The organism is Rhodoferax sp. EU05-FHT12H12 (assembly GCF_058791215.1).
The window spans coordinates 101,589-122,109 of sequence record NZ_JBYTDI010000001.1 but is presented as its reverse complement, the minus strand read 5'-3'; the positions used below and the strand labels follow the sequence as shown (position 1 = coordinate 122,109).

General features: G+C 58.5%; 20 protein-coding genes and 1 tRNA gene. 8 read left to right on the top strand and 13 right to left on the bottom strand.

Annotation, left to right across the window (positions count from 1 at the left end):
• Window positions 1-5: 5 nt before the first annotated feature.
• The 5 genes from AC3WS7_RS00550 to AC3WS7_RS00530 are packed head-to-tail and all read left to right on the top strand — an operon-like array spanning window position 6 to window position 8,064.
• Window positions 6-5,138, top strand: coding sequence for a pilus assembly protein (locus AC3WS7_RS00550; RefSeq protein WP_492655005.1), 5,133 nt, complete (start codon window positions 6-8; stop codon window positions 5,136-5,138).
• Window positions 5,135-5,611 carry a type IV pilin protein gene (locus AC3WS7_RS00545; RefSeq protein WP_492655004.1) on the top strand — a complete coding sequence of 159 codons (477 nt, stop codon included), beginning with the start codon at window positions 5,135-5,137 and terminating at the stop codon, window positions 5,609-5,611. Before AC3WS7_RS00550 ends, AC3WS7_RS00545 begins: the two co-directional genes overlap by 4 nt.
• 10 nt (window positions 5,612-5,621) lie before the next feature.
• Window positions 5,622-6,239 carry a hypothetical protein gene (locus AC3WS7_RS00540; protein ID WP_492655003.1) on the top strand — a complete coding sequence of 206 codons (618 nt, stop codon included), beginning with the start codon at window positions 5,622-5,624 and terminating at the stop codon, window positions 6,237-6,239.
• Window positions 6,235-7,380: a bifunctional diaminohydroxyphosphoribosylaminopyrimidine deaminase/5-amino-6-(5-phosphoribosylamino)uracil reductase RibD gene (gene ribD / locus AC3WS7_RS00535; RefSeq protein WP_492655547.1), complete on the top strand. Its 1,146-nt coding sequence runs from the start codon at window positions 6,235-6,237 to the stop codon at window positions 7,378-7,380. The genes AC3WS7_RS00540 and ribD overlap by 5 nt, the downstream gene beginning before the upstream one ends.
• Window positions 7,381-7,434: 54 nt before the next feature.
• The gene (locus AC3WS7_RS00530; protein WP_296471040.1) at window positions 7,435-8,064 is read left to right on the top strand and encodes a riboflavin synthase; all 630 of its coding nucleotides are present in this window, start codon (window positions 7,435-7,437) and stop codon (window positions 8,062-8,064) included.
• Here the strand turns inward: AC3WS7_RS00530 and rpiA are convergent.
• The gene (gene rpiA / locus AC3WS7_RS00525; RefSeq protein ID WP_492655002.1) at window positions 8,061-8,747 is read right to left on the bottom strand and encodes a ribose-5-phosphate isomerase RpiA; all 687 of its coding nucleotides are present in this window, start codon (window positions 8,745-8,747) and stop codon (window positions 8,061-8,063) included. The genes AC3WS7_RS00530 and rpiA overlap by 4 nt on opposite strands.
• Window positions 8,748-8,792: 45 nt before the next feature.
• On the opposite strand from rpiA, the gene AC3WS7_RS00520 reads away from it, so the two are divergent.
• Window positions 8,793-9,872, top strand: a complete 1,080-nt coding sequence (locus tag AC3WS7_RS00520) for a quinone-dependent dihydroorotate dehydrogenase (RefSeq protein WP_492655001.1) — start codon at window positions 8,793-8,795, stop codon at window positions 9,870-9,872.
• 50 nt (window positions 9,873-9,922) lie between these two features.
• On the opposite strand, the gene AC3WS7_RS00515 is transcribed toward AC3WS7_RS00520, so the two are convergent.
• The 3 genes from AC3WS7_RS00515 to AC3WS7_RS00505 are packed head-to-tail and all read right to left on the bottom strand — an operon-like array spanning window position 9,923 to window position 12,371.
• On the bottom strand, window positions 9,923-10,786 hold the full coding sequence (locus AC3WS7_RS00515) for a DUF4394 domain-containing protein (RefSeq protein WP_492655000.1): 864 nt from the start codon (window positions 10,784-10,786) through the stop codon (window positions 9,923-9,925).
• A gap of 26 nt (window positions 10,787-10,812) precedes the next feature.
• Window positions 10,813-11,916 carry an NAD(P)/FAD-dependent oxidoreductase gene (locus AC3WS7_RS00510; protein ID WP_492655546.1) on the bottom strand — a complete coding sequence of 368 codons (1,104 nt, stop codon included), beginning with the start codon at window positions 11,914-11,916 and terminating at the stop codon, window positions 10,813-10,815.
• A gap of 8 nt (window positions 11,917-11,924) precedes the next feature.
• Window positions 11,925-12,371 (bottom strand): hypothetical protein, encoded by a 447-nt coding sequence (locus AC3WS7_RS00505; RefSeq protein ID WP_492654999.1) that lies wholly within the window; start codon window positions 12,369-12,371, stop codon window positions 11,925-11,927.
• A gap of 146 nt (window positions 12,372-12,517) precedes the next feature.
• Between AC3WS7_RS00505 and AC3WS7_RS00500 the strand changes: the two genes are divergently transcribed.
• Together AC3WS7_RS00500 and AC3WS7_RS00495 are read left to right on the top strand one after the other, a co-directional pair.
• Window positions 12,518-13,546, top strand: coding sequence for an alpha/beta hydrolase (locus AC3WS7_RS00500; RefSeq protein ID WP_492654998.1), 1,029 nt, complete (start codon window positions 12,518-12,520; stop codon window positions 13,544-13,546).
• A 15-nt stretch (window positions 13,547-13,561) separates the two neighbouring features.
• The gene (locus AC3WS7_RS00495; RefSeq protein WP_492654997.1) at window positions 13,562-14,236 is read left to right on the top strand and encodes a PilZ domain-containing protein; all 675 of its coding nucleotides are present in this window, start codon (window positions 13,562-13,564) and stop codon (window positions 14,234-14,236) included.
• 52 nt (window positions 14,237-14,288) lie between these two features.
• On the opposite strand, the gene AC3WS7_RS00490 is transcribed toward AC3WS7_RS00495, so the two are convergent.
• From AC3WS7_RS00490 to iscR, 9 genes are all read right to left on the bottom strand, one after another.
• Window positions 14,289-14,363 (bottom strand) — tRNA-Val (locus AC3WS7_RS00490).
• 41 nt (window positions 14,364-14,404) lie between these two features.
• Entirely contained in the window at window positions 14,405-15,118 is a 714-nt protein-coding gene (gene dnaQ, locus AC3WS7_RS00485; protein WP_296471057.1) for a DNA polymerase III subunit epsilon, read from the bottom strand.
• A gap of 4 nt (window positions 15,119-15,122) precedes the next feature.
• Entirely contained in the window at window positions 15,123-15,461 is a 339-nt protein-coding gene (gene fdx, locus AC3WS7_RS00480; RefSeq protein ID WP_296471060.1) for an ISC system 2Fe-2S type ferredoxin, read from the bottom strand.
• A 21-nt stretch (window positions 15,462-15,482) separates the two neighbouring features.
• Window positions 15,483-17,339, bottom strand: coding sequence for a Fe-S protein assembly chaperone HscA (hscA, locus tag AC3WS7_RS00475; RefSeq protein WP_492654996.1), 1,857 nt, complete (start codon window positions 17,337-17,339; stop codon window positions 15,483-15,485).
• A gap of 8 nt (window positions 17,340-17,347) precedes the next feature.
• Window positions 17,348-17,863, bottom strand: coding sequence for a Fe-S protein assembly co-chaperone HscB (hscB, locus tag AC3WS7_RS00470; protein ID WP_296471068.1), 516 nt, complete (start codon window positions 17,861-17,863; stop codon window positions 17,348-17,350).
• Window positions 17,860-18,183 carry an iron-sulfur cluster assembly protein IscA gene (gene iscA, locus AC3WS7_RS00465; RefSeq protein WP_296471071.1) on the bottom strand — a complete coding sequence of 108 codons (324 nt, stop codon included), beginning with the start codon at window positions 18,181-18,183 and terminating at the stop codon, window positions 17,860-17,862. Before iscA ends, hscB begins: the two co-directional genes overlap by 4 nt.
• 17 nt (window positions 18,184-18,200) lie before the next feature.
• Complete coding sequence (iscU, locus tag AC3WS7_RS00460; protein ID WP_094478757.1) at window positions 18,201-18,587, bottom strand: Fe-S cluster assembly scaffold IscU; 387 nt, start codon at window positions 18,585-18,587, stop codon at window positions 18,201-18,203.
• Window positions 18,588-18,616: 29 nt separating this feature from the next.
• A complete protein-coding gene (locus AC3WS7_RS00455; protein ID WP_296471074.1) occupies window positions 18,617-19,837 on the bottom strand; it encodes an IscS subfamily cysteine desulfurase in 1,221 nt (406 codons plus the stop codon).
• Window positions 19,838-19,873: 36 nt separating this feature from the next.
• Window positions 19,874-20,410, bottom strand: a complete 537-nt coding sequence (gene iscR / locus AC3WS7_RS00450) for a Fe-S cluster assembly transcriptional regulator IscR (RefSeq protein ID WP_296471076.1) — start codon at window positions 20,408-20,410, stop codon at window positions 19,874-19,876.
• Window positions 20,411-20,521 lie beyond the last annotated feature (111 nt).

Genomic DNA, 20,521 nt, shown 5'->3' with positions numbered 1-20,521 from the left:
TGTATATGAAAACCTTGTTTGTCAAACTTATTGTGGGGTTGAGTCTGTTTACAGGCCAAGTCGCAACATGGGCTCAATTGACACCGGCGATCCCCCCGAACATCGTCACCTCAACCCCGCGACCGATGATCATGCTGAATATGTCGAAAGACCATCAGTTGTTTTATCGCGCTTATGATGAGTTCTCGGACCTAACTGGTGATGGTATTCCCGAAACTACGTACCGTCACACCTTTGATTATTACGGTTATTTCGATCCCTACAAGTGCTATAGCTACAGCGGCACTACTAACCGTTTCGAACCTACTGCAATCTCTTCAACAAAGTATTGCAATGGCAACTGGAGTGGTAACTTCTTGAACTGGGCCACCATGACGCGCATGGACATTGTGCGCAAGGTTTTGTACGGGGGATACCGCTCCACCGATCAGAACTACACGGCCCCCAATACCGGACTGACGGTGCTGGAACGCGCGAATCTCCCAACGGATGCACACTCTTTTGCCAAATACTACAAGGGGGGCGACCTAGCCAAACTTACACCATTTGATGATGAATTGGCCCCCTCATCGTTAATTTCCAACAACAACACCACAGCTGCAAAGCGCAGGAATCAATACTTACTCGCTGACGATAAAAAACACAGCAATGGAACAGGCACCCCACCGGCTGCTGCAATTTCTCAGCTCTGCTCCACCAAAGTGGATGCTTTTTATCCAGATATCACCAACCCAGATACAGGGCTAGCAGAACCCAATCCGAATAAGCCCGCCAGTTACCACTGCGTCACCCATTCTGTAACCTACACCACCACGTTTACGGTTCAGGTGGGCGACCAGGTGAGGGTGGCAAACACTGACAACTTAAACCAATACATGCAGGGTGTGGCCATCGAGATCAACTCGGCATCTGGGTGGTTCACCATGGTCGTACGGGACGATGGATTCACCACACCAAGTGGGACTGAAATTCAGAAATGGAGGGTTTTCAACCTTACCCAAACTTCAGCCACCATTTGCAATACAACACTTGGCAATAACGTAGGGAATATCACCAATTTTGCCAGTGATGCAGCAGCAAATCGCTTCTCCCATACCAACACCAACCCACCCATCATGCGGGTTGCACGCGGTGACTACCAACTTTGGAATGCGAATGAGCGTTTTCAGTGTTATTGGCAGGATGAGGCTACAAATAAGGACGAAACAGGTAACGGCAATAACGCAACGGTTACAGGGCTGAGTGCTGGGTCCAAGAACCCCAGCAAGTCCGCCCAGGGGGTAGTGGTATCTGGGAGCGGGCCAGATTTCATCGTTCGTGTATCTGTATGCAATGTAGGCTTGCTCGGTACAGAGAACTGCAAGCAATACCCGCAATCAAATTTCAAGCCAATTGGGCTTTTGCATGAATATGGAGAAGACCAACTCGCCGAATTTGGTTTGTTTACAGGTTCGTTTGCAAAAAACATCAGCGGCGGGGTTTTACGTAGCAACGTAGCCTCATTCCGAAACGAGGTGAACTACAACACCAACGGGACATTTACCGCGACACAAGGGATCGTTTACACACTGAACAAGCTACGTATCTACGGCTACGCTTACACCGAGGGTGGTGGCATAGACAAAGGCTCTTACAAGGGGGATGGCGACTGCACCTACCAAATTACGGGTCTGTCAGACAACAAATGCACGAGTTGGGGTAACCCGATGGGCACGATGTTTGTAGAGTCCTTGCGCTACCTGGGCGGGCTATCGGCCTCTGGCTCCTATGACTACACACACTCGGGCTCCAAGGATGAAGCCATGGGGTTACCGAAACCCGCTTGGGTTGATCCATTCACCCGGGGTGCGACCATAGAGAGTACATTTGGGCAGGGCCAATGTCGTGCTGTCAACGCAATCAATTTCAACGCCAGTGTTACGTCTTACGACAACAAAGACCGCTCCCAATGGACTCCCTTTGAAACCCTGCCAGGTGCTCCACAGCTTGCTGCTTACATTAACGTGATTGGAAATGACGAAGGCATTCGCGGGAAGAACTGGTTTATTGGAAATAGCGGAGCAGTCAATAACCGAACCTGCACAGGCAAGGGAATCACTGACCTAGCGGATGTAAGTGGCCTGTGCCCGGATGCGCCTGGTTACTTTGGTTCGTATGCATTGGCTGGTGCCGCCTATTGGGCGCGAACCAATCCAGTGCGGACACCGACAGCAGCCCAAGTTGCGGCAAATGCCGACGCGTTCAAAGTCAAGAGTTTCTCTGTGGCTTTATCACCGGGTAAACCGCGTATTGAAGTACCCAACCCAGACGGCTCGGGCAAAAAAATTGTAATCCAGCCCTCGTACATACTGGACAAAGGAACATCGGTAGGATCAGGTACCCTTGTGGACTTCCGCGTCATCGGCCAACCTACCGCTACAGAGGGCAAGTTTTTGGTGATTTGGGAAGACTCGGAGCAAGGCGGTGACTACGACCAAGATGTATCGGGGATACTGCGCTACCAAGTAGTCGGATCAAAACTGTATGTCTACACAGATGTGTTTTCAGAAGCAACTGTCACTGGACAGGGCTTTGGTTACACCATTTCCGGTTCAAAGAAGGATGGCGTGCACTTCCACTCTGGCATTGAGAACTTTTCTTACAACGATACAACGAATATAGTGGTTACCCGAGCCGATGGGACTGCATTGCCAGCGGGTACGGTAAATGCATCCGGCGGATGTGACCAGTGCAACGTGGTTGATATAGAAACGCGCGCTGAATACGAATTTGATGCTACGGCGGCTGGCCAATTGGAAGACCCTCTTTGGTATGCCGCGAAATGGGGTGGCTTTAGCAAAAATGAGGATGTTAAAAATCCCGTAGTAGTTCCAAAAGTCTATTTTCAGAAACCCACAGCTGACAAAGCCAACTGGGATGTCAAGAAATTAGACGGAACGTCAGGTCCCGATGGCCTCCCAGACAATTACTTCTTGGCCATTCGACCCAGCGAACTAGAAAAAGCACTCCGGTCTGCATTTAGCGCTATCGTGAGCGCATCCAACACCGCGCCGGCAGTGGCCAATGCGCAAATTCAAACAGGCAGCTTGAAGTATCTTGCCAGTTTTGATGGTGACGACGGACACGGAGAATTGCTTACGTTCATCATTAAGTCAGACGGATCGTTTGACATCCGTACCAAAACGGATGGCACATTGGACAGGACCTATTACCATTGGGCGGCCCACACCAAGTTAACCGATACAGCGGCAGCGTCTAGGGTCATCGTTACGAACGAAGGCAACTCCACTGGGGTGGCTTTCAATTGGACTTCACTTTCAGACACGTTTAAAACAACCGCTTTCGGCGGCACCGATGCGGCTGCTCAAGCAAGGCTCAATTGGCTTCGAGGTAGTCGTGAAGACGAAACTCCGAATGGATTGCGTTTCCGCAAGCGAAATCCAAGCTCCATCATGGGCCCCGTAGTTAACTCGAATCCGACAGTAATGGTGCCACCGAACGCAGATTACTTTGGCGGCGCATTCCCGGGTTATGGAGCCTTTGTTTCAGGCAATAAGTCCCGAAAGAGCATTGTTTGGGTGGGTACTGGTGACGGCATGTTGCACGGTTTTGATGCCAGCCCAGATCAGAGCCTCGGGGGGACACCTGTTATGTCATACGTTCCTGAGTTGATCCATTCCCGCCTGCAAGACTGGGTACAACCTGCTACGGAGAAAGTTCAGTCGTTTGTCGATGGAACACCCTTTACAGCTGATGTTCTTCTGGGTTCAACCATAACCTCCGCTACGGCTATCGGATACGACGCTAACGCTCCAGCGCCTGCTGGATGGAAAACGTATTTGTTCTCGTCATTGGGCCGCGGAGCAAAGGGCGTGTTTGCCTTGGATGTAACAACCCCGAGCACGTTGACTGAAGCAAATGCTGCTTCAATATTCAAGTGGCAATTCTCAGGCGCCGACGATACCAGTGGTGACTTGGGCTACAACTTGTCGCAAATTGGCAACCCAAGTCGAGTTTCTGAAGCTGCATCACCAGTTGCGAAAATGAACAACGGTAAATTTGCCGTTTTGTTGCCCAATGGGGTTAGCAGCACGAGTGGCAAGGCCGCTCTCTATATTCTGTTTGTGAATGGCCCAACCGCAGGAACTTGGAATACCGGGACAAACTACATAAAAATTGTGGCGGATGCAGGGCCTGCCAACGGTTTGTCGCAACCCACATGGATTGACACTAATAACGATGGTGTTGCTGATTACATTTATGCAGGCGACCTCAAAGGTAACCTGTGGAAATTTGACGTGTCCAGCTCGGACCCAAATGCTTGGGGCGTTGCATATGGTGGCAGACAATTGTTCACGGCAAAGTCGACGGACAACACCACCCGCTTGCCAATTACTACGGCGCCAGAGTACCGTTTCCACCCTTTAGGGGGCGTGGTAATCAATGTGGCGACAGGAAAGTCAATCAGCAACGCTGATTTCCCAGACACCTCGGGAAAGATCAATGGCATATTCGGAATTTGGGACAAACCGATTTACAGTAGCCAAGCCTACATCGACACCCCAACCTTGTTGGATGACACGACCAATGGCTTGCCACGTTTGCGTTCGCAACTGGCGGCCCGATCCATGATCCGGGTCACTTTGGATGATGTTGACCCACTGAATGGCAAAGTGGGGGATGGATATGTGACTGGTGCAGCTATAGACTGGACCAATAACATGGGTTGGTATCTGGATTTTCCAGATTCAGGTGAGATGACTGTGAGCAATCCGGTTATTACGCAAGGCTTACTCTCAACTGTCTCCATCGCACCCGCATCCACAAGTGCGGAAGTGTGCTTCAAAGGACCGTCTGCCTATGTGACCTTTCTAGATCCCATATCTGGATTGCTGGACAAGTCGGTATTCGGCTCCATCACTATCAATGGTGTCACGTACCTTCTTGCATCTATCAAGATCACCGATCAACGCGTAACCTTCGCACGTGACGCCACCAAATCATCTTGCGCAGCAGGCGAAATCAATTGCACCCGTATCATTGGTGAAACTACTGACATCACAGCAGAGTCGGCCAATGCGTCTGCACGTATCTACTGGCGCGAAATACCTTCCTTCAAAACCAAGGCTCCCGAATGAAAGCAGTATCCAATAACCGTGAGGGTGGATTCACTCTCATCGAACTCATGATCACTGTAGCCCTGGTAGGGATATTGGCTTCTATTGCCTTGCCTTCCTACCAAGAGTACATCGCCAAGGGACGTAGGGCCGAGATGAAGACCGTGCTGATGGAAGCAGGCCAGTGGATGGAGCGCCATTACTCGGAAAATTATCGATACGACCAAAACTCGGCGGGCTCGGCCATTGCAGATATTTTCCCCGCGAACCTGAGTCGCTCTCCACGTGATGGGGGTGGGGCGTATACCATCGGCGTGAGCGCAGCAGGAACTAGGACGTTTACTTTGACCGCAACTCGAGTGGGCGGCGGACCAATGGCATCAGACCGTTGCGGTAACTTCAACCTGACAAACACCGGAGTTCGTTCCAACACTGGGTACTCAACAACCAAATTTGCTTCTGCGGCTATTGCGGCAACCGAATGCTGGCGTTGAAGACAAAGAGATGGTTTTACGCAGAGAACTGCTGATCGCAACAACGCTTGTCGTTGTACTCCACGGTGTTCTTGTTTTGCTGGGTTCAAGTAGCGAGGGTTTCCCCTTCTCTCAATTGCATACCGCTGCTGCAGGCGTGCAGACATCACAGCCATGGACCCTGTCTATGGCGAAGGTATCGGAAGTACCCAATCACTCAATTTCAGAAGAAGTAGTGCCCGAGCCGGCGATTGCTGCGGCCCAAGCCTTGGATAAAACCCCATCGCAAGGCGCCTCCAAACCATTTTTAGAAAAAGTGTTGGCCTCCACCTTTGTTGACGGCTTTGCCAACAGCAAGTACCTTGCTTTGGAAGAGACAGACACTCCCGCCGTGCCGGCAGCGAACTGGATATTGCCCCTGAAGAAAGGTTACCTCCATGAGGTAAGTGCTATCGCCGTACGTGTCTGGATACAGCAAAACGGCAGCATCGCCGGGGTGGAACTGCTAGACGTGCGCCCAAGCCTCTTAAGCGAAAGCCAAATGCGGGAAGTCGTAGATTGGCTGGCAAGTACGCCCATGAGCCCAGCTGTTAAAAATGGTGAGACCGTCGCCAGTAAACGCACCTTAGAGATCGCCTTTGAACATTGAACAAACTAGTAGGGATAACGACCCACTACGCCGTGCGTTGGGTCGGGCAGAATCGGCTTTAAGACTCACGTCCCCCAACCCCAAAGTAGGTTGCTTACTCGTATCACCGACCAATCAAGTCATCGGCCAAGGCCACACCCAACGCGCAGGTGGCCCGCATGCTGAGGTGATGGCACTGCGCGACGCAGCTTCACAAGGCCACTCTGTCGTGGGTGCCACCGCTTACGTCACCCTGGAGCCCTGCTCCCACCATGGCCGCACAGGGCCCTGCTGCGACGCGCTGATTGCAGCGGGTATCAAAAAGGTGGTGGCCACCAACCTAGACCCCAACCCTCTGGTAGCGGGCCAAGGTTTTGCGCGTTTGCGCGCTGCAGGCGTGGAGGTGGAGTTGCTTGACCCCACCGATCCCCTGGCCATCGCCTCGCGAGAACTCAACATCGGCTTTTTCAGCCGCATGGTCCGCAAGACCCCTTGGGTGCGCATGAAGGTGGCAGCCTCCTTGGACGGCACCACGGCGCTGGACAACGGTGCCAGCCAGTGGATCACCTCGCCGCAGGCACGCGCCGATGGCCATGCGTGGCGCGCCCGGTCCTGCGCCATCCTCACGGGCATTGGTACCGTGTTGGCAGACAAACCACGGCTGGATGTGCGCTTGGTGGATACCCCGCGCCAGCCCCACCTGGTGGTGGTAGACAGCGGCTTGCAGACACCACTGGATGCTCCTTTTTTTATAGCTGGTCGCGCAGTGTTCATCTATGCTGCAGCCCCAAATGATGCAAAACAAGCGGCACTGGAGGCTGTGGGTGCCAAGGTGATTTATCTGCCCGGCCACGACGCCCAAGGCCAGCCCACAGGCAAGGTGGACTTGGCTGCCATGCTCAAAGACCTGGGCCAGCGCGAGATCAATGAACTGCATGTGGAGGCCGGATTCAAGCTCAATGGCTCGCTGGTGCGTGAAGGGCTGGTGGACGAGTTTGTGGTCTACCTCGCCCCCAAGCTGCTGGGCCAGGGCGCGGGCATGTTCAACATCGGGCCGCTGACCGAATTGGCGCAAGGTGTGGCGCTGGATTTTCAATCCACCGAGATGGTGGGGCCCGACCTGCGCATCGTGGCGCGTGTGCAGGGGCGCGACGCCTTCTAGGGTTTTGCCGAGCAGGGGACCGGTCCCCTGCCCTTTCCCTGCGAAAATGTGGCCATGTTCACAGGCATCATCACCGGCGTAGGCCGCATTTCCGACGTCCAGGCTCTGGGCGACTCTGCAACCCATGGCAAGCGCCTCACCATCCAGGCGCCCGCCGGCTACCTGGACGACGTGGGCTTGGGCGACAGCATTGCGCTGAACGGCGCCTGCATGACGGTCACCACCTTCCATGTGGCCCAAGGTCAGTTCACCATCGACATCTCTGCCGAATCACTGGACAAGACTGCCGGTCTGGACGCGCTAGGCCCCATCAACCTGGAAAAAGCGCTACGCGCACATGACCGCCTGGGTGGCCACCTGGTGTCGGGCCACGTCGATGGAATTGGGCAGGTCAGCCACTTTGCGCAAGTGGGCGAGAGCTGGGAGCTGCGCGTGCTGGCGCCCGCAGCGCTGGGCAAATACCTGGCCTACAAGGGCTCCATCACCATCAACGGTGTGAGCCTGACCGTGAACCGCATCGCGGATGTTGCGGCTGGCTGCGAGGTCAGCATCAACCTGATTCCGCACACGGTAGAAAACACGGCGCTGCACACGCTGGCCGTGGGCAAAAAGGTGAACCTGGAGATTGACCTGATCGCGCGCTATGTGGAGCGCATGATGACGGCTCCAGCCGCCCAAGCTTAGAACGTTAGCGTCTTCACGCCGCTGGCGGTGCCCAGCAGGCACACCTGGGCACGCTGGAAGGCAAACACGCCCACCGTCACCACGCCAGGCCACTGGCTCACTTCGGCTTCAAAGGCCAGCGGGTCAGCAATCTGCAGGCCAGTCACGTCGACAATCCACTGGCCGTTGTCAGTCACCAGCGGCTTGCCGTCCTTCTGGCGCACCTTGCCCACGCCGCCCTTGGCGGCAAACTGGGCGATGACGCGCTGCGTGGCCATGGGAATCACTTCCACGGGCAGCGGGAAGGCACCCAGCGTCTTCACCAGCTTGGACTCGTCGGCAATACACACAAACTTGGCGCTCTGCGCCGCCACGATCTTCTCGCGCGTCAGGGCTGCGCCGCCGCCCTTGACCATGTTGCCCGCGCCGTCGATCTCGTCAGCGCCGTCGATGTAAACCGAAAGCTTGTCCACCTCATTGCTGTCAAACACAGTAATGCCCAGCGCTTGCAGGCGCTCGGTGCTGGCCACGGAGCTGGACACGGCGCCTTTGATCTGGTCCTTGATGGTGGCCAGCGCGTCGATGAACTTGTTGACCGTGGAGCCGGTGCCCACGCCCACAATCTCGCCGGGCACCACATACTGCAGCGCAGCCTGGCCCACCAGGGTTTTGAGTTCGTCTTGGGTCAGTGCGGGTGTGCTCATAAGGGACAATCAAAGGAGTTGAAATCTGAAAGCAGGAATTATCCGATGTCTCTGGTGCCCTACGCCCTCGCCCGCAGCGTTTTGTTCAATCTGGACCCCGAAGTCGCCCACGACATCACCATGGCGGGCTTGGCCGCCAGCCAGGGCAACCCGCTCAAGCTGGCCTATTGCAACAGCCGGGTAGACGACCCCATCACCCTGGCCGGCCTGAAGTTCCCCAACCGCATGGGCATGGCCGCCGGCCTGGACAAAAACGCCCGCTGCATCGACGGTCTGGGCGCCATGGGCTTTGGTTTTGTGGAAGTCGGCACGGTCACGCCGCTGGCCCAGCCCGGCAACCCCAAGCCGCGCATGTTCCGCCTGCCTGCGGCCCATGCACTCATCAACCGCTTGGGCTTCAACAACGGCGGGCTGGACGCCTTCATTGCCAACGTGCAGCGCTCTGCCCTGCGCCAGAGCAAAACCCCGTCGCTGCTGCTGGGCCTGAATATTGGCAAAAACGCCGCCACGCCGATTGAAAAAGCCACCGGCGATTACCTGATCTGCCTGGACGGTGTCTACCCGCACGCGGACTACATCACCGTCAACATCTCCAGCCCCAACACCAAGAACCTGCGCAGCCTGCAGAGCGACGAGGCGCTGGACGCGCTGCTGGGCGCGATTGCCGAGCGCCGCGAACAGCTGGCCCAGAAACACGGCCAACGCAAACCCATCTTCCTGAAGATCGCCCCCGATCTGGAAGCCGACCAGGTGGCCGTGATTGCCGCCACGCTCGAACGCTACGGCACGGACAGCGCCGGCAAGGTGAACAACGCCTGGGGCGTGATCGGTACCAACACCACGCTGTCGCGCGAGGCCGTCAAAGGCATGCCGCATGCGGAGGAAACCGGCGGCCTGTCGGGCGCACCGGTGCTGGAGAAGAGCAATGCCGTGATTCGCCAGCTGCGTGCGGCGCTGGGCAAGGATTTCCCCATCATCGGCGTGGGCGGCATCATGAGCGCGGCCGATGCGGTCAGCAAAATCAACGCGGGAGCCGACGTGGTGCAGATCTACACCGGGCTGATCTACCAAGGCCCCGGACTGGTAAAAGGCGCCGCCCAGGCCATCAAAAATATGAAGAAATAAGCCTCTAGCGCCCGTGGATATTGCGCGAACAGCTCCTTATTTCATAGCAGTCAGGGCTCTACCGCCATCCCGATCACACGGCTACCGTCGCCCACCGGGCCCAGCAGCGTGGCTTTGCCGCTGGTCAGGTCCAGGTTGTAGAGACGCGACGAGGATTGCGACTTGGTCGTCACCGCCACCAACGCCGCGCCGGTCACGTCGGCAATGTCCATTTGGGCGTCCACCATGTCGGCAATACCCAGCGCCCCCACGGTGAACAGTAGCCCGGTGTTGAAGGACACCACGGGCTGCACGCCCTCGCGCGAACCCTGGGTGACCAGGTAGCCACCGTTGCGGTCAATGGCGTAATTGGTGGTGAGCTTCTCATCGGTCTTGTTGTAGGTGTAGCCTGCGGCCACCAGTTCGGGCGTAGTGCCCGCGCGCGCATCGCCTGCAGCATAGGCCGGTGCCGGGTCGGTGGCGGCCAAGGCGCCGGTATCGGGGTGCAAACGGATGTTTTGGCCCGTGTTACCCACCACACGCACGCGGTCCGCCACAGGATTGAAATCCACGCCAAACCACTGCCCCCGCAGCGCGACACCGGTACCACTCCCCACCGGTTTGAGCGCCCCCGTGGGCACGTCCAGCGTATACAGGCGCCCTGCACTGCTCAACACAAACAGCACGCCTTTGGCAATGCGGTAGTCCATGCCGACCACGGCCTCGCCCGCGGGCAGGCCAGTCACGGCGGTGCGCTGCAACACCTTACCTGGCTGGCCCGCATTCACCGTCAACAGCTCCATCTTCTGGGTCAATACCTGCAGGGTTTCTTTGCGCAGCGGGCCCAGGGTTTCGGGTGCGGCAGCACAGCCGGTCAAGACCATGCCACAGAGCAACACGCCGGCACACAGGGCAAAGGGTTTCACGAGGTTCACAAAGAGCGTCCTTCTCCAAATAGGCATCAGGGCATTTGCAGCTGGTGCAGCACATGTTCGGCAATGGCCAGTGCACTGGTCAAACCCGGCGACTCAATGCCGAACAAATTCACCACCCCCGGCACCCCATGCACCGCCGCCCCCTGGATCACAAAGTCCGAGGTGGGCGCGCTCGGGCCATGGATCTTGGGGCGCATGCCGGCGTAGGCTGGCAACAATGCGCCATCGGGCAGTGCGGGCCAGTACTTGCGCACTTCGGCATAAAAGGCATCGCCGCGCGCCGGGTCCACTGCCAGATCCTGCGGGTCGTCCACCCACTGCACATCAGGACCAAAGCGGGCCTGGCCACCTAGGTCGATGGTGAGGTGCACACCCAGGCCTGCGGCCTCGGGCACCGGGTAGATCAGGCGTGAGAACGGGCTGCGCCCGGCCAGCGTGAAGTAGTTGCCCTTGGCAAAATGCGCTTGTGGCACATGCTGCGGCGCCAGCCCGGCAAAACGCGTGGCCAGGGCCGGTGCCTGCAGACCGGCAGCGTTCACCACCGTTGTGGCTCGCAACTGCGTACCATCCATTGCTATCAAATCAATAGCTTCTTGCGCAATATTGGCGCGGGCCAAGGGTGAATTTAATGCCAAAACACCGCCTGCACGCTCCAGGTCCCCCAACAGGGACAGCATGAGCGCATGGCTGTCCACAATGCCGGTAGAGGGCGAATGCAAAGCGGCCAGGCACTGCAGCTGCGGCTCGGCGGCACGGGCCTGGGCCGCGTCCAGCAGCACCAGATCACGCACCCCATTGGCTGCCGCTTTGGCCTGGATACCCTGCAACTGCGCAAGCTGCGCAGCATCGGTCGCCACAATGAACTTGCCGCAGCGCTGGTGCGGCAAGCCGCGCTCGGCGCAGTAGTCGTACAGCATCTGCTTGCCACGCACACACAGCTGTGCTTTGAGCGAACCTGCGGCGTAGTAAATACCGGCATGGATGACCTCGCTGTTGCGTGCACTGGTTTGGGTGCCAAAGGCGTCGCAGGCCTCCAGCACCAGCACCTCACGCCCAGTCTGGGCCAGTGCGCGGGCCACAGCCAGCCCCACCACACCGGCACCCACCACCGCGCAGTCCACGCGCTCCACGCTGGCGCTCACGGGGCCGCCACCACGGGGGGGGCTTGCAGATAGGCCCCGGCCTCGTCATCCATCATGCCAAACGTCAGCGCCACCGGGCCCTTGTGGCTGGCACCGTAGGCATAACCCTTTACCGCCGTCAACAGGCTGAATTTCAGAACCGCAGCTGTGCCATCGTTGCAACGCAGGTCTACCTCGCCCTGGGTGGAGGAGGTAAAGCGCAGCGGCCCCAGGCAGCTGCGGGGCTCCCCGTAGCCGGCGGTGGCACTCAAGGTGCCCGTTCGGTCGGGGCTCAGGGTCACGGTGCCGTCCAGGCGCTGGCCCTGCACCTGCAAGATGGCCGAGGGCCGACTGGAGCCCAGTTGGACCACCAAGTTGCTGAGATCCGCACATGCGCTGAGTCCCAACACCAGCACCCCTGCACTCACAAGGACACGTCCATCAAAGGGCTTGCACGGGTTCATTGCGCGGCTTCCATAGGTTGCAAAAAAAGGTATCGGGCGGTGTACCATCTTATCGATAAACCGCGGCCCCAAGCCCGGAAATACCGCTGTGCCGGGGTCCAAATCCGGTGACTTGGCGCAGCCTCAATCGATCGAGGGAGACTCTTGTGACAAACGCCCCTACCGCTGGCGCCCGCCCGCTGTTCCGCAAAACCTGGTTCCGCGTTCTGGCCGCACTGGCCGCCGTGGTGGTGCTCGCCGTAGTGGTGTTCCTGGCAGGGCCGCGCAACGCCTTCGGCCCCAACACCCCTAGCGCACGGGCACAAGCCCCACAAGAGATTGCCCAGTTGGACGACTGGGTGCGCAAGAGCGAAGCAGCCGTCCCCGACATCAAGCCCAACAACGACAAGCGCATCGTCTGGGCCGGCGCCTCCGGCCAGCGCACGCCCTGGGCGGTGGTCTATATCCACGGATACTCTGCCAGCCGACTCGAGACCGCGCCCATGACCGACCTGGTGGCCAAGGCACTGGGGGCCAATACCTTTTACACCCGCCTCACTGGCCATGGACGCCCTGGCCCGGCCATGGGCGAAGCCACGGTGCAAGACTGGCTGGCCGACGCCCAGGAAGCGTTGCGCATCGGCCAGACCCTGGGCGACAAGGTGTTGGTCATCAGCTGCTCCACAGGCTCCACCCTGGCCACCTGGTTGGGCACGAATGGCCACAACGCGCAAGTGGCAGGCCACGTGTTCGTATCGCCCAACTTTGGCCCCAAAGACCCGCGCGCAGAAATCATCAACGGCCCGTGGGGCCAGCAGATTGCCTTTGCCCTGCAGGGCGAAACCCGGGGTGGCCCCGCCGAGAGCGAAGCCGAAGATGGCGCCTGGACCAACATCTACCCCACACGCGCCCTCTTCCCCATGATGGCGCTGGTCAAAGGCGTGCGCGAGAGTGAACTCGCTGCCTTCCGCTCACCACTGCTGGTGCTGTACAGCGAAAAAGACCAGACCGTGGAGCCCGCGCAGACCAAAGCCGCCTTTGCCCGCATGGGCTCCGCCACCAAGCAGATGCAGGCGGTGGACTACAGTGAGTCCAAAGGCCAGCACGTGCTTGTGGGCGACATCAAGGCCCCCAAAGCTACGGCCCCCATGGCCGACACCATCATCCGCTGGGCCCAGGCCCTGCCCACCCCCTGAGCAGCCCCCTCGCCCATGAGCACCCAGACCGACACCGACACCATCCTTCGCATGCCACTCAAGACCTTGGGGCTGCGCTCCGGCATGTCGCTGCAAACCCGGCGCCTGGTGGAAGGCGCCAGCAAAAAAGAAGCGCAATTTTTTGGCGCAATTGAGGGCAAAGGCGTGATGGTGGGCCCGCAAAGTGCGGATGCCACCCAGACCGGCATGGAAGAAGGCGAAGTGTGTGTGGTGCGCGGCTTCACCGGGCAGTACGAGTTTTCTTTCCTCAGCAAGGTGCTGCAAACCTTTGAAAAACCGTTTGCCTACGCACTGCTGGCCTACCCGGCGCAGGTAGACGCCAGGCGCGTGCGCCAATCCATGCGTACCAAAGTGTCGTGGCCCACCACGGCCCGGCCCGCAAGCGCAGCGCCAGACATCTGTGCGCGCTTGGTGGACTTGGTGGACATCAGCACCGAGGGCGCCATGGTCCGCACCCCTGATCCGCTGGGGACGATTGGAGAACTGGTGGACCTGGTCATGGATGTCACTGTGGACGGCCATCCGGTCCAGCTACAACTGCGTGGCAAGATTTGCCACCACAACCGCCCGGTCGGACAAGACCACTTCTTTGCCGGCCTGGCCTTCCAAGGCTCCAGCCAAAACGACAAGCTGGTGCTGAACTACCTCACACAAAACTCGGTCAACTGAGTTTGGTGCGCCCAAAGAAAAAGGCCAGCGCATTGCGCTGGCCTTTTGTATTTGGTGGGCGATGCAAGTTTCGAACTTGCGACCCCTGCAGTGTGAATGCAGTGCTCTACCCCTGAGCTAATCGCCCTGACTACTGATCAGGTAAGCCTCAAATTATATACCAATTTTTCAGGTCATTTGCCGCCAAAGCGTTTTTCCACCACTCGATTTGTCGAGTTGGGTCAAAACCTCGTCATGCGCAGCCAACTCTTGGGCATTGGCATGCAATGTAGGCAAGACGATGCCATGCAAATCCACACGCTCCAGCACCGGGCCGGCGGTGTCCACCACCGCCGTTTCCATCAGCAGGGCATCCTGCCCCCGCGTCATGTTGATGTAAACATCGGCCAACAGCTCGGCGTCCAGCAAGGCGCCGTGCAGTGTGCGGCCCGAATTGTCCACGTCCAGGCGACTGCACAGGGCATCCAGGCTGTTGCGCTTGCCAGGGAACATCTCCTTGGCCATCACCAAGGTGTCCAGTACCCCCGCCGCATACTCCTTGAAGGGCCGGTGGCCAGCGCGCGCAAGCTCCATGTCCAGAAAGCCCAAGTCGAAGGGTGCGTTGTGGATGATGATTTCAGCATCGGCCACGTAGTCGACCAATTGCTGCGCGATCTCTTCAAACCTGGGTTTGTCGCTCAGGAACTGGGTGGTCAGCCCGTGCACACGCAGCGCCCCTTCGTCGCTGTCTCGCCCGGGATTCAGATAGAAATGCAGGTTATTGCCAGTGAGCTTGCGGTTCACCAACTCTACACAGCCAATTTCCACCATGCGATCCGGATGGTCAGGATGGTTGGCATAGAAACCCGTGGTCTCCGTGTCCAGGAAGATTTGGCGCGTCATAACGTCAGTGATTCTCTTTGGCGTGGTTTAGCGAGTACTTGGGAATTTCCACCACCAGGTCTTTTTGCGCCAAAAAAGCCTGGCAACTCAAGCGCGACTGTGGCTGCAGGCCCCAGGCCCGGTCCAGCAGGTCCTCTTCGGTCTCCTCCAGATCGTTCAGGGAGGCAAAGCCTTCGCGCACCACCACATGGCAGGTGGTGCAGGCGCAACTCATGTCGCAGGCATGCTCGATATTGATGCCGTTTTCCAGCAAGGCTTCGCAAATGGAGGTACCCGCGGGTGCCGAGACCTCGGCCCCCTGAGGGCAGTACTCGGCGTGTGGCAGGATTTTGATGATAGGCATGGTGCTTCTTCCCGCGCGGGGTCAGAGGGTTTCAATATTCTTGCCGGCCAGCGCCTGCGCGATACCGCGGTTCATGCGCAGCGCGGCAAAGGCTTCGGTGGCCTGGGCCAAGGCTTTGGATTGGGCTTCGATAAACGCCGCATCGTCGCTGCCACGGGCGGTGTCCAGCGCGTGCAGGGCGGCATCCACAGCGCCGCGCTCATCAGCACCCAACAAGTCGCCGTCCACGCCCAGTGCGCTTTGTGTGGCCAGCAGCAGGCGATCAGCATCGACACGGGCCTCCACCAAGGCGCGTGCGCGCATGTCCGCCTCGGCCGTGGTAAAGCTGTCTTTCAACATCTGCGCGATCTGGTCGTCGCTCAAGCCATAAGAGGGCTTGACATCAATGCGCGCCTCGACGCCACTGACCTGTTCTTTGGCCGATACGCTGAGCAGCCCATCCGCATCCACGGTGAAGGTCACGCGGATGCGCGCAGCCCCAGCCGCCATGGGTGGAATGCCACGCAACTCAAAACGAGCCAAGCTGCGGCAGTCGGCCACCAGGTCGCGCTCGCCCTGCACCACGTGCAAAGCCAACGCGGTCTGGCCATCCTTGTAAGTCGTGAAATCCTGCGCCATGGCGGTAGGAATGGTCTGGTTGCGCGGCACGATGCGCTCCACCAGCCCGCCCATGGTCTCAATGCCCAGGGACAGGGGAATCACATCCAGCAATAGCAAGTCGCCAGAAGGGTTGTTGCCTGCCAGCTGGTTGGCCTGGATCGAAGCACCCAGGGCCACCACTTCATCGGGGTTCAGATTGGTCAAAGGCTCTTGGCCAAAGAACTCGCCCACCAAGCGGCGCACCTGTGGCATCCGGGTGGAGCCTCCCACCATCACCACGCCCTGGATATCGTCCTTCTGCAGGGCCGCATCGCGCAAGGCCTTGCGCACGGCCTGCAAGGTGCGGGCGGTCAGCGGTGCTGTCAGCTGCTCAAACTGGTCACGATTCAAAGAGACATCCAGCCCCCCGCTCGACAGGTCCACTTCGGCGGTCACGATATCCTCTGCTGACAGCGCCTCCTTGGCACTGCGCGCCTCCGCCATCAGCAGGGCTTGGTCTTCCGCGGTGTCCGCACTCAAGCCGGCTTCTTGCAAAAGCCAATCCGCCAACGCCCGGTCGTAGTCGTCGCCGCCCAAAGCCGAGTCGCCTCCGGTGGCCAGCACCTCGAACACGCCCGCGGACAGGCGCAGGATGGAGATATCGAAGGTCCCGCCACCCAGGTCGTACACGGCGTACACGCCTTCAGAGGCGTTGTCCAAACCATAGGCAATGGCGGCGGCTGTAGGCTCGTTGATCAGGCGCAACACGTTCAGACCGGCCAATTGCGCCGCATCTTTGGTCGCCTGGCGCTGCGCATCGTCAAAATATGCCGGCACCGTCACCACGGCACCGTAAATATCGTCGTTGAAAGTGTCTTCGGCACGGAAACGCAAGGTGGCCAGAATCTCGGCACTGACCTCTACCGGACTTTTATCGCCAGCAATCGTGCGTACCTTGACCATGCCTGGAACGTCCAGCAACGCATACGGCAACTTCTCGGGGTGGGCAATGTCCTGGATACCGCGGCCCATCAGGCGCTTGACCGAGGCAATGGTATTGCCGGGGTCGCTGGCCTGATGCTCCAGTGCGGCAGCCCCAATCTGGCGACGCTGCGCATCCAGATAGCGCACCACGCTTGGCAAGATAACCTTGCCATCCGCGTCGGGCAGACATTCTGCCGTGCCGTTGCGCACCGCAGCCACCAACGAATGCGTGGTACCCAGGTCAATGCCTACAGCAATGCGGCGCTCGTGCGGGTTAGGCGATTGCCCGGGTTCAGAAATTTGTAAAAGCGCCATGGCGGTAATTATTCAAACTGGTCCAAGCGCTGGTGCAGGTCTTGGGTGAATTTTTCGATAAACATCAGGGCCCGCACTGAGCCCACGGCCGCAACGACGTCGTGCTGCTGGTCCAGCAGCGTGGCACATTGTTGCAGCAATTGCGCGCGAGCGGCACCCACCTCCGACTGCAATAGCTCCAGTGCAGGCACGGCATCCGCGTCGTCCAAGGCCTCACGCCACTCCATCTGCTGCATCAGAAACGCCGCAGGCATGGCCGTATTGCTATGGGCATTCACGGGTGCACCAGCCAACTCGCACAGATAGGCTGCGCGCTTGAGCGGATCTTTCAGGCGCTGGTAGGCCTCGTTGATGCGCACCGACCACTGCATGGCGACGCGCTGGGCAGCTGCGCCCTGAGCAGCAAATTTGTCGGGGTGGGCTTCGCGCTGTAACGCCTTCCAGCGGACATCCAGTGCTGCACGGTCTTGCGCGAACTGCCGGGTCAGACCAAACAGTTCGAAATCATCGGCCTGCAGGTTCACACGCGGAACGATTCACCACAACCACACTTGTCGCGCTCATTGGGGTTGTTGAAGCGAAACCCTTCGTTCAACCCTTCGCGCACAAAGTCCAGCTGCGTGCCGTCGATGTAGGCCAGACTTTTGGGGTCGACCAGCACCTTCACACCAAAACCTTCAAACACGATGTCTTCGGGCGACAACTCATCCACGTACTCCAGCTGATAGGCCAGACCAGAGCAACCTGTGGTTTTGACGCCTAGACGCACGCCCACGCCCTTGCCACGTTTGGTCAGGTAACGGGTCACGTGCCGCGCTGCGGCCTCGGTGAGAGTAACTGTCATGTTTTGATCAGTTGGGATTAGTTAAGGTGTTTTTTCTTGTAGTCGTCCACGGCTGCCTTGATGGCGTCTTCAGCCAGGATGGAGCAGTGGATCTTCACCGGTGGCAGAGCCAGCTCTTCGGCGATTTGGCTATTTTTCAGGGCGGCCGCTTCGTCCAGCGTCTTGCCTTTGACCCATTCGGTCACCAGCGAGCTGGACGCAATGGCCGAACCACAGCCGTAGGTCTTAAAGCGCGCATCTTCAATCACGCCAGTTTGCGGGTTGACCTTGATCTGCAGCTTCATCACGTCACCGCAGGCAGGTGCACCCACCATACCGGTGCCCACGCTGTCATCGCCTTTTTCAAAGCTACCAACGTTGCGGGGATTTTCGTAGTGATCAACGACTTTGTCTGAATATGCCATTTGGGTTACCTCTTAAGCTTCAATAACTCTTAGTGCGCAGCCCACTGGATGGTGCTGATATCAATGCCTTCTTTGTACATGTCCCACAGCGGGCTCAAATCACGCAACTTGGCCACGTTTTTCTTGATGGTGTCCACGGCGTAGTCAATATCGGCTTCGGTGGTCCAGCGACCAATGGTCATGCGCAGGCTGCTGTGCGCCAGCTCGTCGCTGCGGCCCAGTGCACGCAGCACATAACTGGGTTCCAGCGATGCCGATGTACAAGCGGACCCCGACGACACGGCCAAGCCCTTGATGCCCATGATCAGCGACTCGCCTTCCACATAGTTGAAGCTCATGTTCAGGTTGTGTGGCACGCGCTTGGATTCGTGTCCGTTGATGAACACCTGCTCCACATCCTTCAAGCCCGCCAGCATGCGGTCATGCAGGGCTTGGATGCGGATGTTCTCGGCATGCATTTCTTCCTTGGCGATGCGGTAGGCCTCGCCCATGCCGACGATTTGGTGTGTGGGCAAGGTGCCGCTGCGCATGCCACGCTCGTGGCCACCACCGTGCATCTGCGCTTCCAGGCGGATGCGGGGCTTGCGGCGCACAAACAGTGCACCAATGCCCTTGGGACCATAGGTCTTGTGCGAGGTCAGGCTCATCAAATCGACCGGCAGCGTGGCCATGTCGATATCCACCCGGCCGGTAGCCTGGGCGGCGTCCACATGGAAGATCACACCTTTTTCGCGGCAAATGGCGCCAATGGCGGCAATGTCCTGGATCACACCGATTTCATTGTTCACGAACATCACGCTGGCCAGAATGGTGTCCGGGCGGATCGCAGCCTTGAAGGCTTCCAGGTCCACCAGGCCGTCAGCCTGCACATCCAGATAGGTAACTTCGAAGCCCTGGCGCTCCAGCTCGCGGCAAGTGTCCAGCACCGCCTTGTGTTCGGTTTTGACCGTGATCAGGTGCTTGCCCTTGGACTGGTAAAAGTGCGCGGCGCCCTTCAAGGCCAGGTTGTTGGACTCCGTCGCACCCGAGGTCCAGACGATCTCGCGCGGATCTGCACCAATCAGCGCAGCAACTTGTTCACGTGCCTTTTCCACAGCAGCCTCTGCCTCCCAACCCCAGGCGTGACTGCGTGAAGCCGGATTACCAAAATGATTACGCAACCAAGGCACCATGGCATCCACCACCCGCTCATCGCAAGGGTTGGTGGCGCTGTAGTCCATGTAGATGGGAAAGTGGGGAGTGGTGTCCATGGCTGGCTCGATGCTGGCTAAAAAAGTAAAACGGGATCAGGATTTGGAGAAGGCGTTGCCCAAGGCAAAGACCGAGTTGGGCGCATTCACACGGATGGGCTTGACCACAGGCATGGCCGAGATGGCGCGCTTGATCGTGGGCTTGTCCTCCACTTGCAGGCCTTTGGCCAACTGGTCATCGACCAGCTTTTGCAGGGTCACGGAGTCCAGAAACTCCACCATGCGGGTATTCAGGGAGGCCCACAGATCGTGGGTCATGCAGCGATTCCCCTCACCCAAACAATTTTCCTTGCCACCGCATTGCGTGGCGTCGATGGGCTCGTCCACCGACACAATGATCTCTGCCACCGTGATGTCGCTGGCCTTGCGAGCGAGGGTATACCCACCCCCGGGCCCACGGGTAGACTCGACCAGTTCATGGCGGCGAAGTTTGCCGAACAACTGCTCCAGATATGAAAGAGAGATCTGCTGGCGCTGGCTGATAGCCGCCAATGTCACGGGACCCGAGCTCTGGCGCAGGCCCAAATCGATCATCGCGGTGACCGCAAAACGGCCTTTGGTGGTGAGACGCATCGCTTGCTCCTTCAGTCGGGGGTTGTTGACTAACCGACTCAAGTATAGCACACGACCCTTCAATCCGCTCGGGTAAGCAGACTGCTCAGTCTATTAACCCGATAGTTTTAA

Bases quoted from the DNA above. Each gene is read 5' to 3' on its own strand.
- AC3WS7_RS00550 (WP_492655005.1), top strand. From the start codon at position 6: ATGAAAACCTTGTTTGTCAAACTTATTGTGGGGTTGAGTCTGTTTACA.
- iscU (WP_094478757.1), bottom strand. From the start codon at position 18,587: ATGGCATATTCAGACAAAGTCGTTGATCACTACGAAAATCCCCGCAAC.
- AC3WS7_RS00505 (WP_492654999.1), bottom strand. From the start codon at position 12,371: ATGAACCCGTGCAAGCCCTTTGATGGACGTGTCCTTGTGAGTGCAGGG.
- hscA (WP_492654996.1), bottom strand. From the start codon at position 17,339: ATGGCGCTTTTACAAATTTCTGAACCCGGGCAATCGCCTAACCCGCAC.
- iscR (WP_296471076.1), bottom strand. From the start codon at position 20,410: ATGCGTCTCACCACCAAAGGCCGTTTTGCGGTCACCGCGATGATCGAT.
- dnaQ (WP_296471057.1), bottom strand. From the start codon at position 15,118: ATGACGCGCCAAATCTTCCTGGACACGGAGACCACGGGTTTCTATGCC.
- rpiA (WP_492655002.1), bottom strand. From the start codon at position 8,747: ATGAGCACACCCGCACTGACCCAAGACGAACTCAAAACCCTGGTGGGC.
- AC3WS7_RS00540 (WP_492655003.1), top strand. From the start codon at position 5,622: ATGGTTTTACGCAGAGAACTGCTGATCGCAACAACGCTTGTCGTTGTA.
- AC3WS7_RS00520 (WP_492655001.1), top strand. From the start codon at position 8,793: ATGTCTCTGGTGCCCTACGCCCTCGCCCGCAGCGTTTTGTTCAATCTG.
- fdx (WP_296471060.1), bottom strand. From the start codon at position 15,461: ATGCCTATCATCAAAATCCTGCCACACGCCGAGTACTGCCCTCAGGGG.
- iscA (WP_296471071.1), bottom strand. From the start codon at position 18,183: ATGACAGTTACTCTCACCGAGGCCGCAGCGCGGCACGTGACCCGTTAC.
- AC3WS7_RS00495 (WP_492654997.1), top strand. From the start codon at position 13,562: ATGAGCACCCAGACCGACACCGACACCATCCTTCGCATGCCACTCAAG.
- AC3WS7_RS00455 (WP_296471074.1), bottom strand. From the start codon at position 19,837: ATGGACACCACTCCCCACTTTCCCATCTACATGGACTACAGCGCCACC.
- AC3WS7_RS00530 (WP_296471040.1), top strand. From the start codon at position 7,435: ATGTTCACAGGCATCATCACCGGCGTAGGCCGCATTTCCGACGTCCAG.
- AC3WS7_RS00545 (WP_492655004.1), top strand. From the start codon at position 5,135: ATGAAAGCAGTATCCAATAACCGTGAGGGTGGATTCACTCTCATCGAA.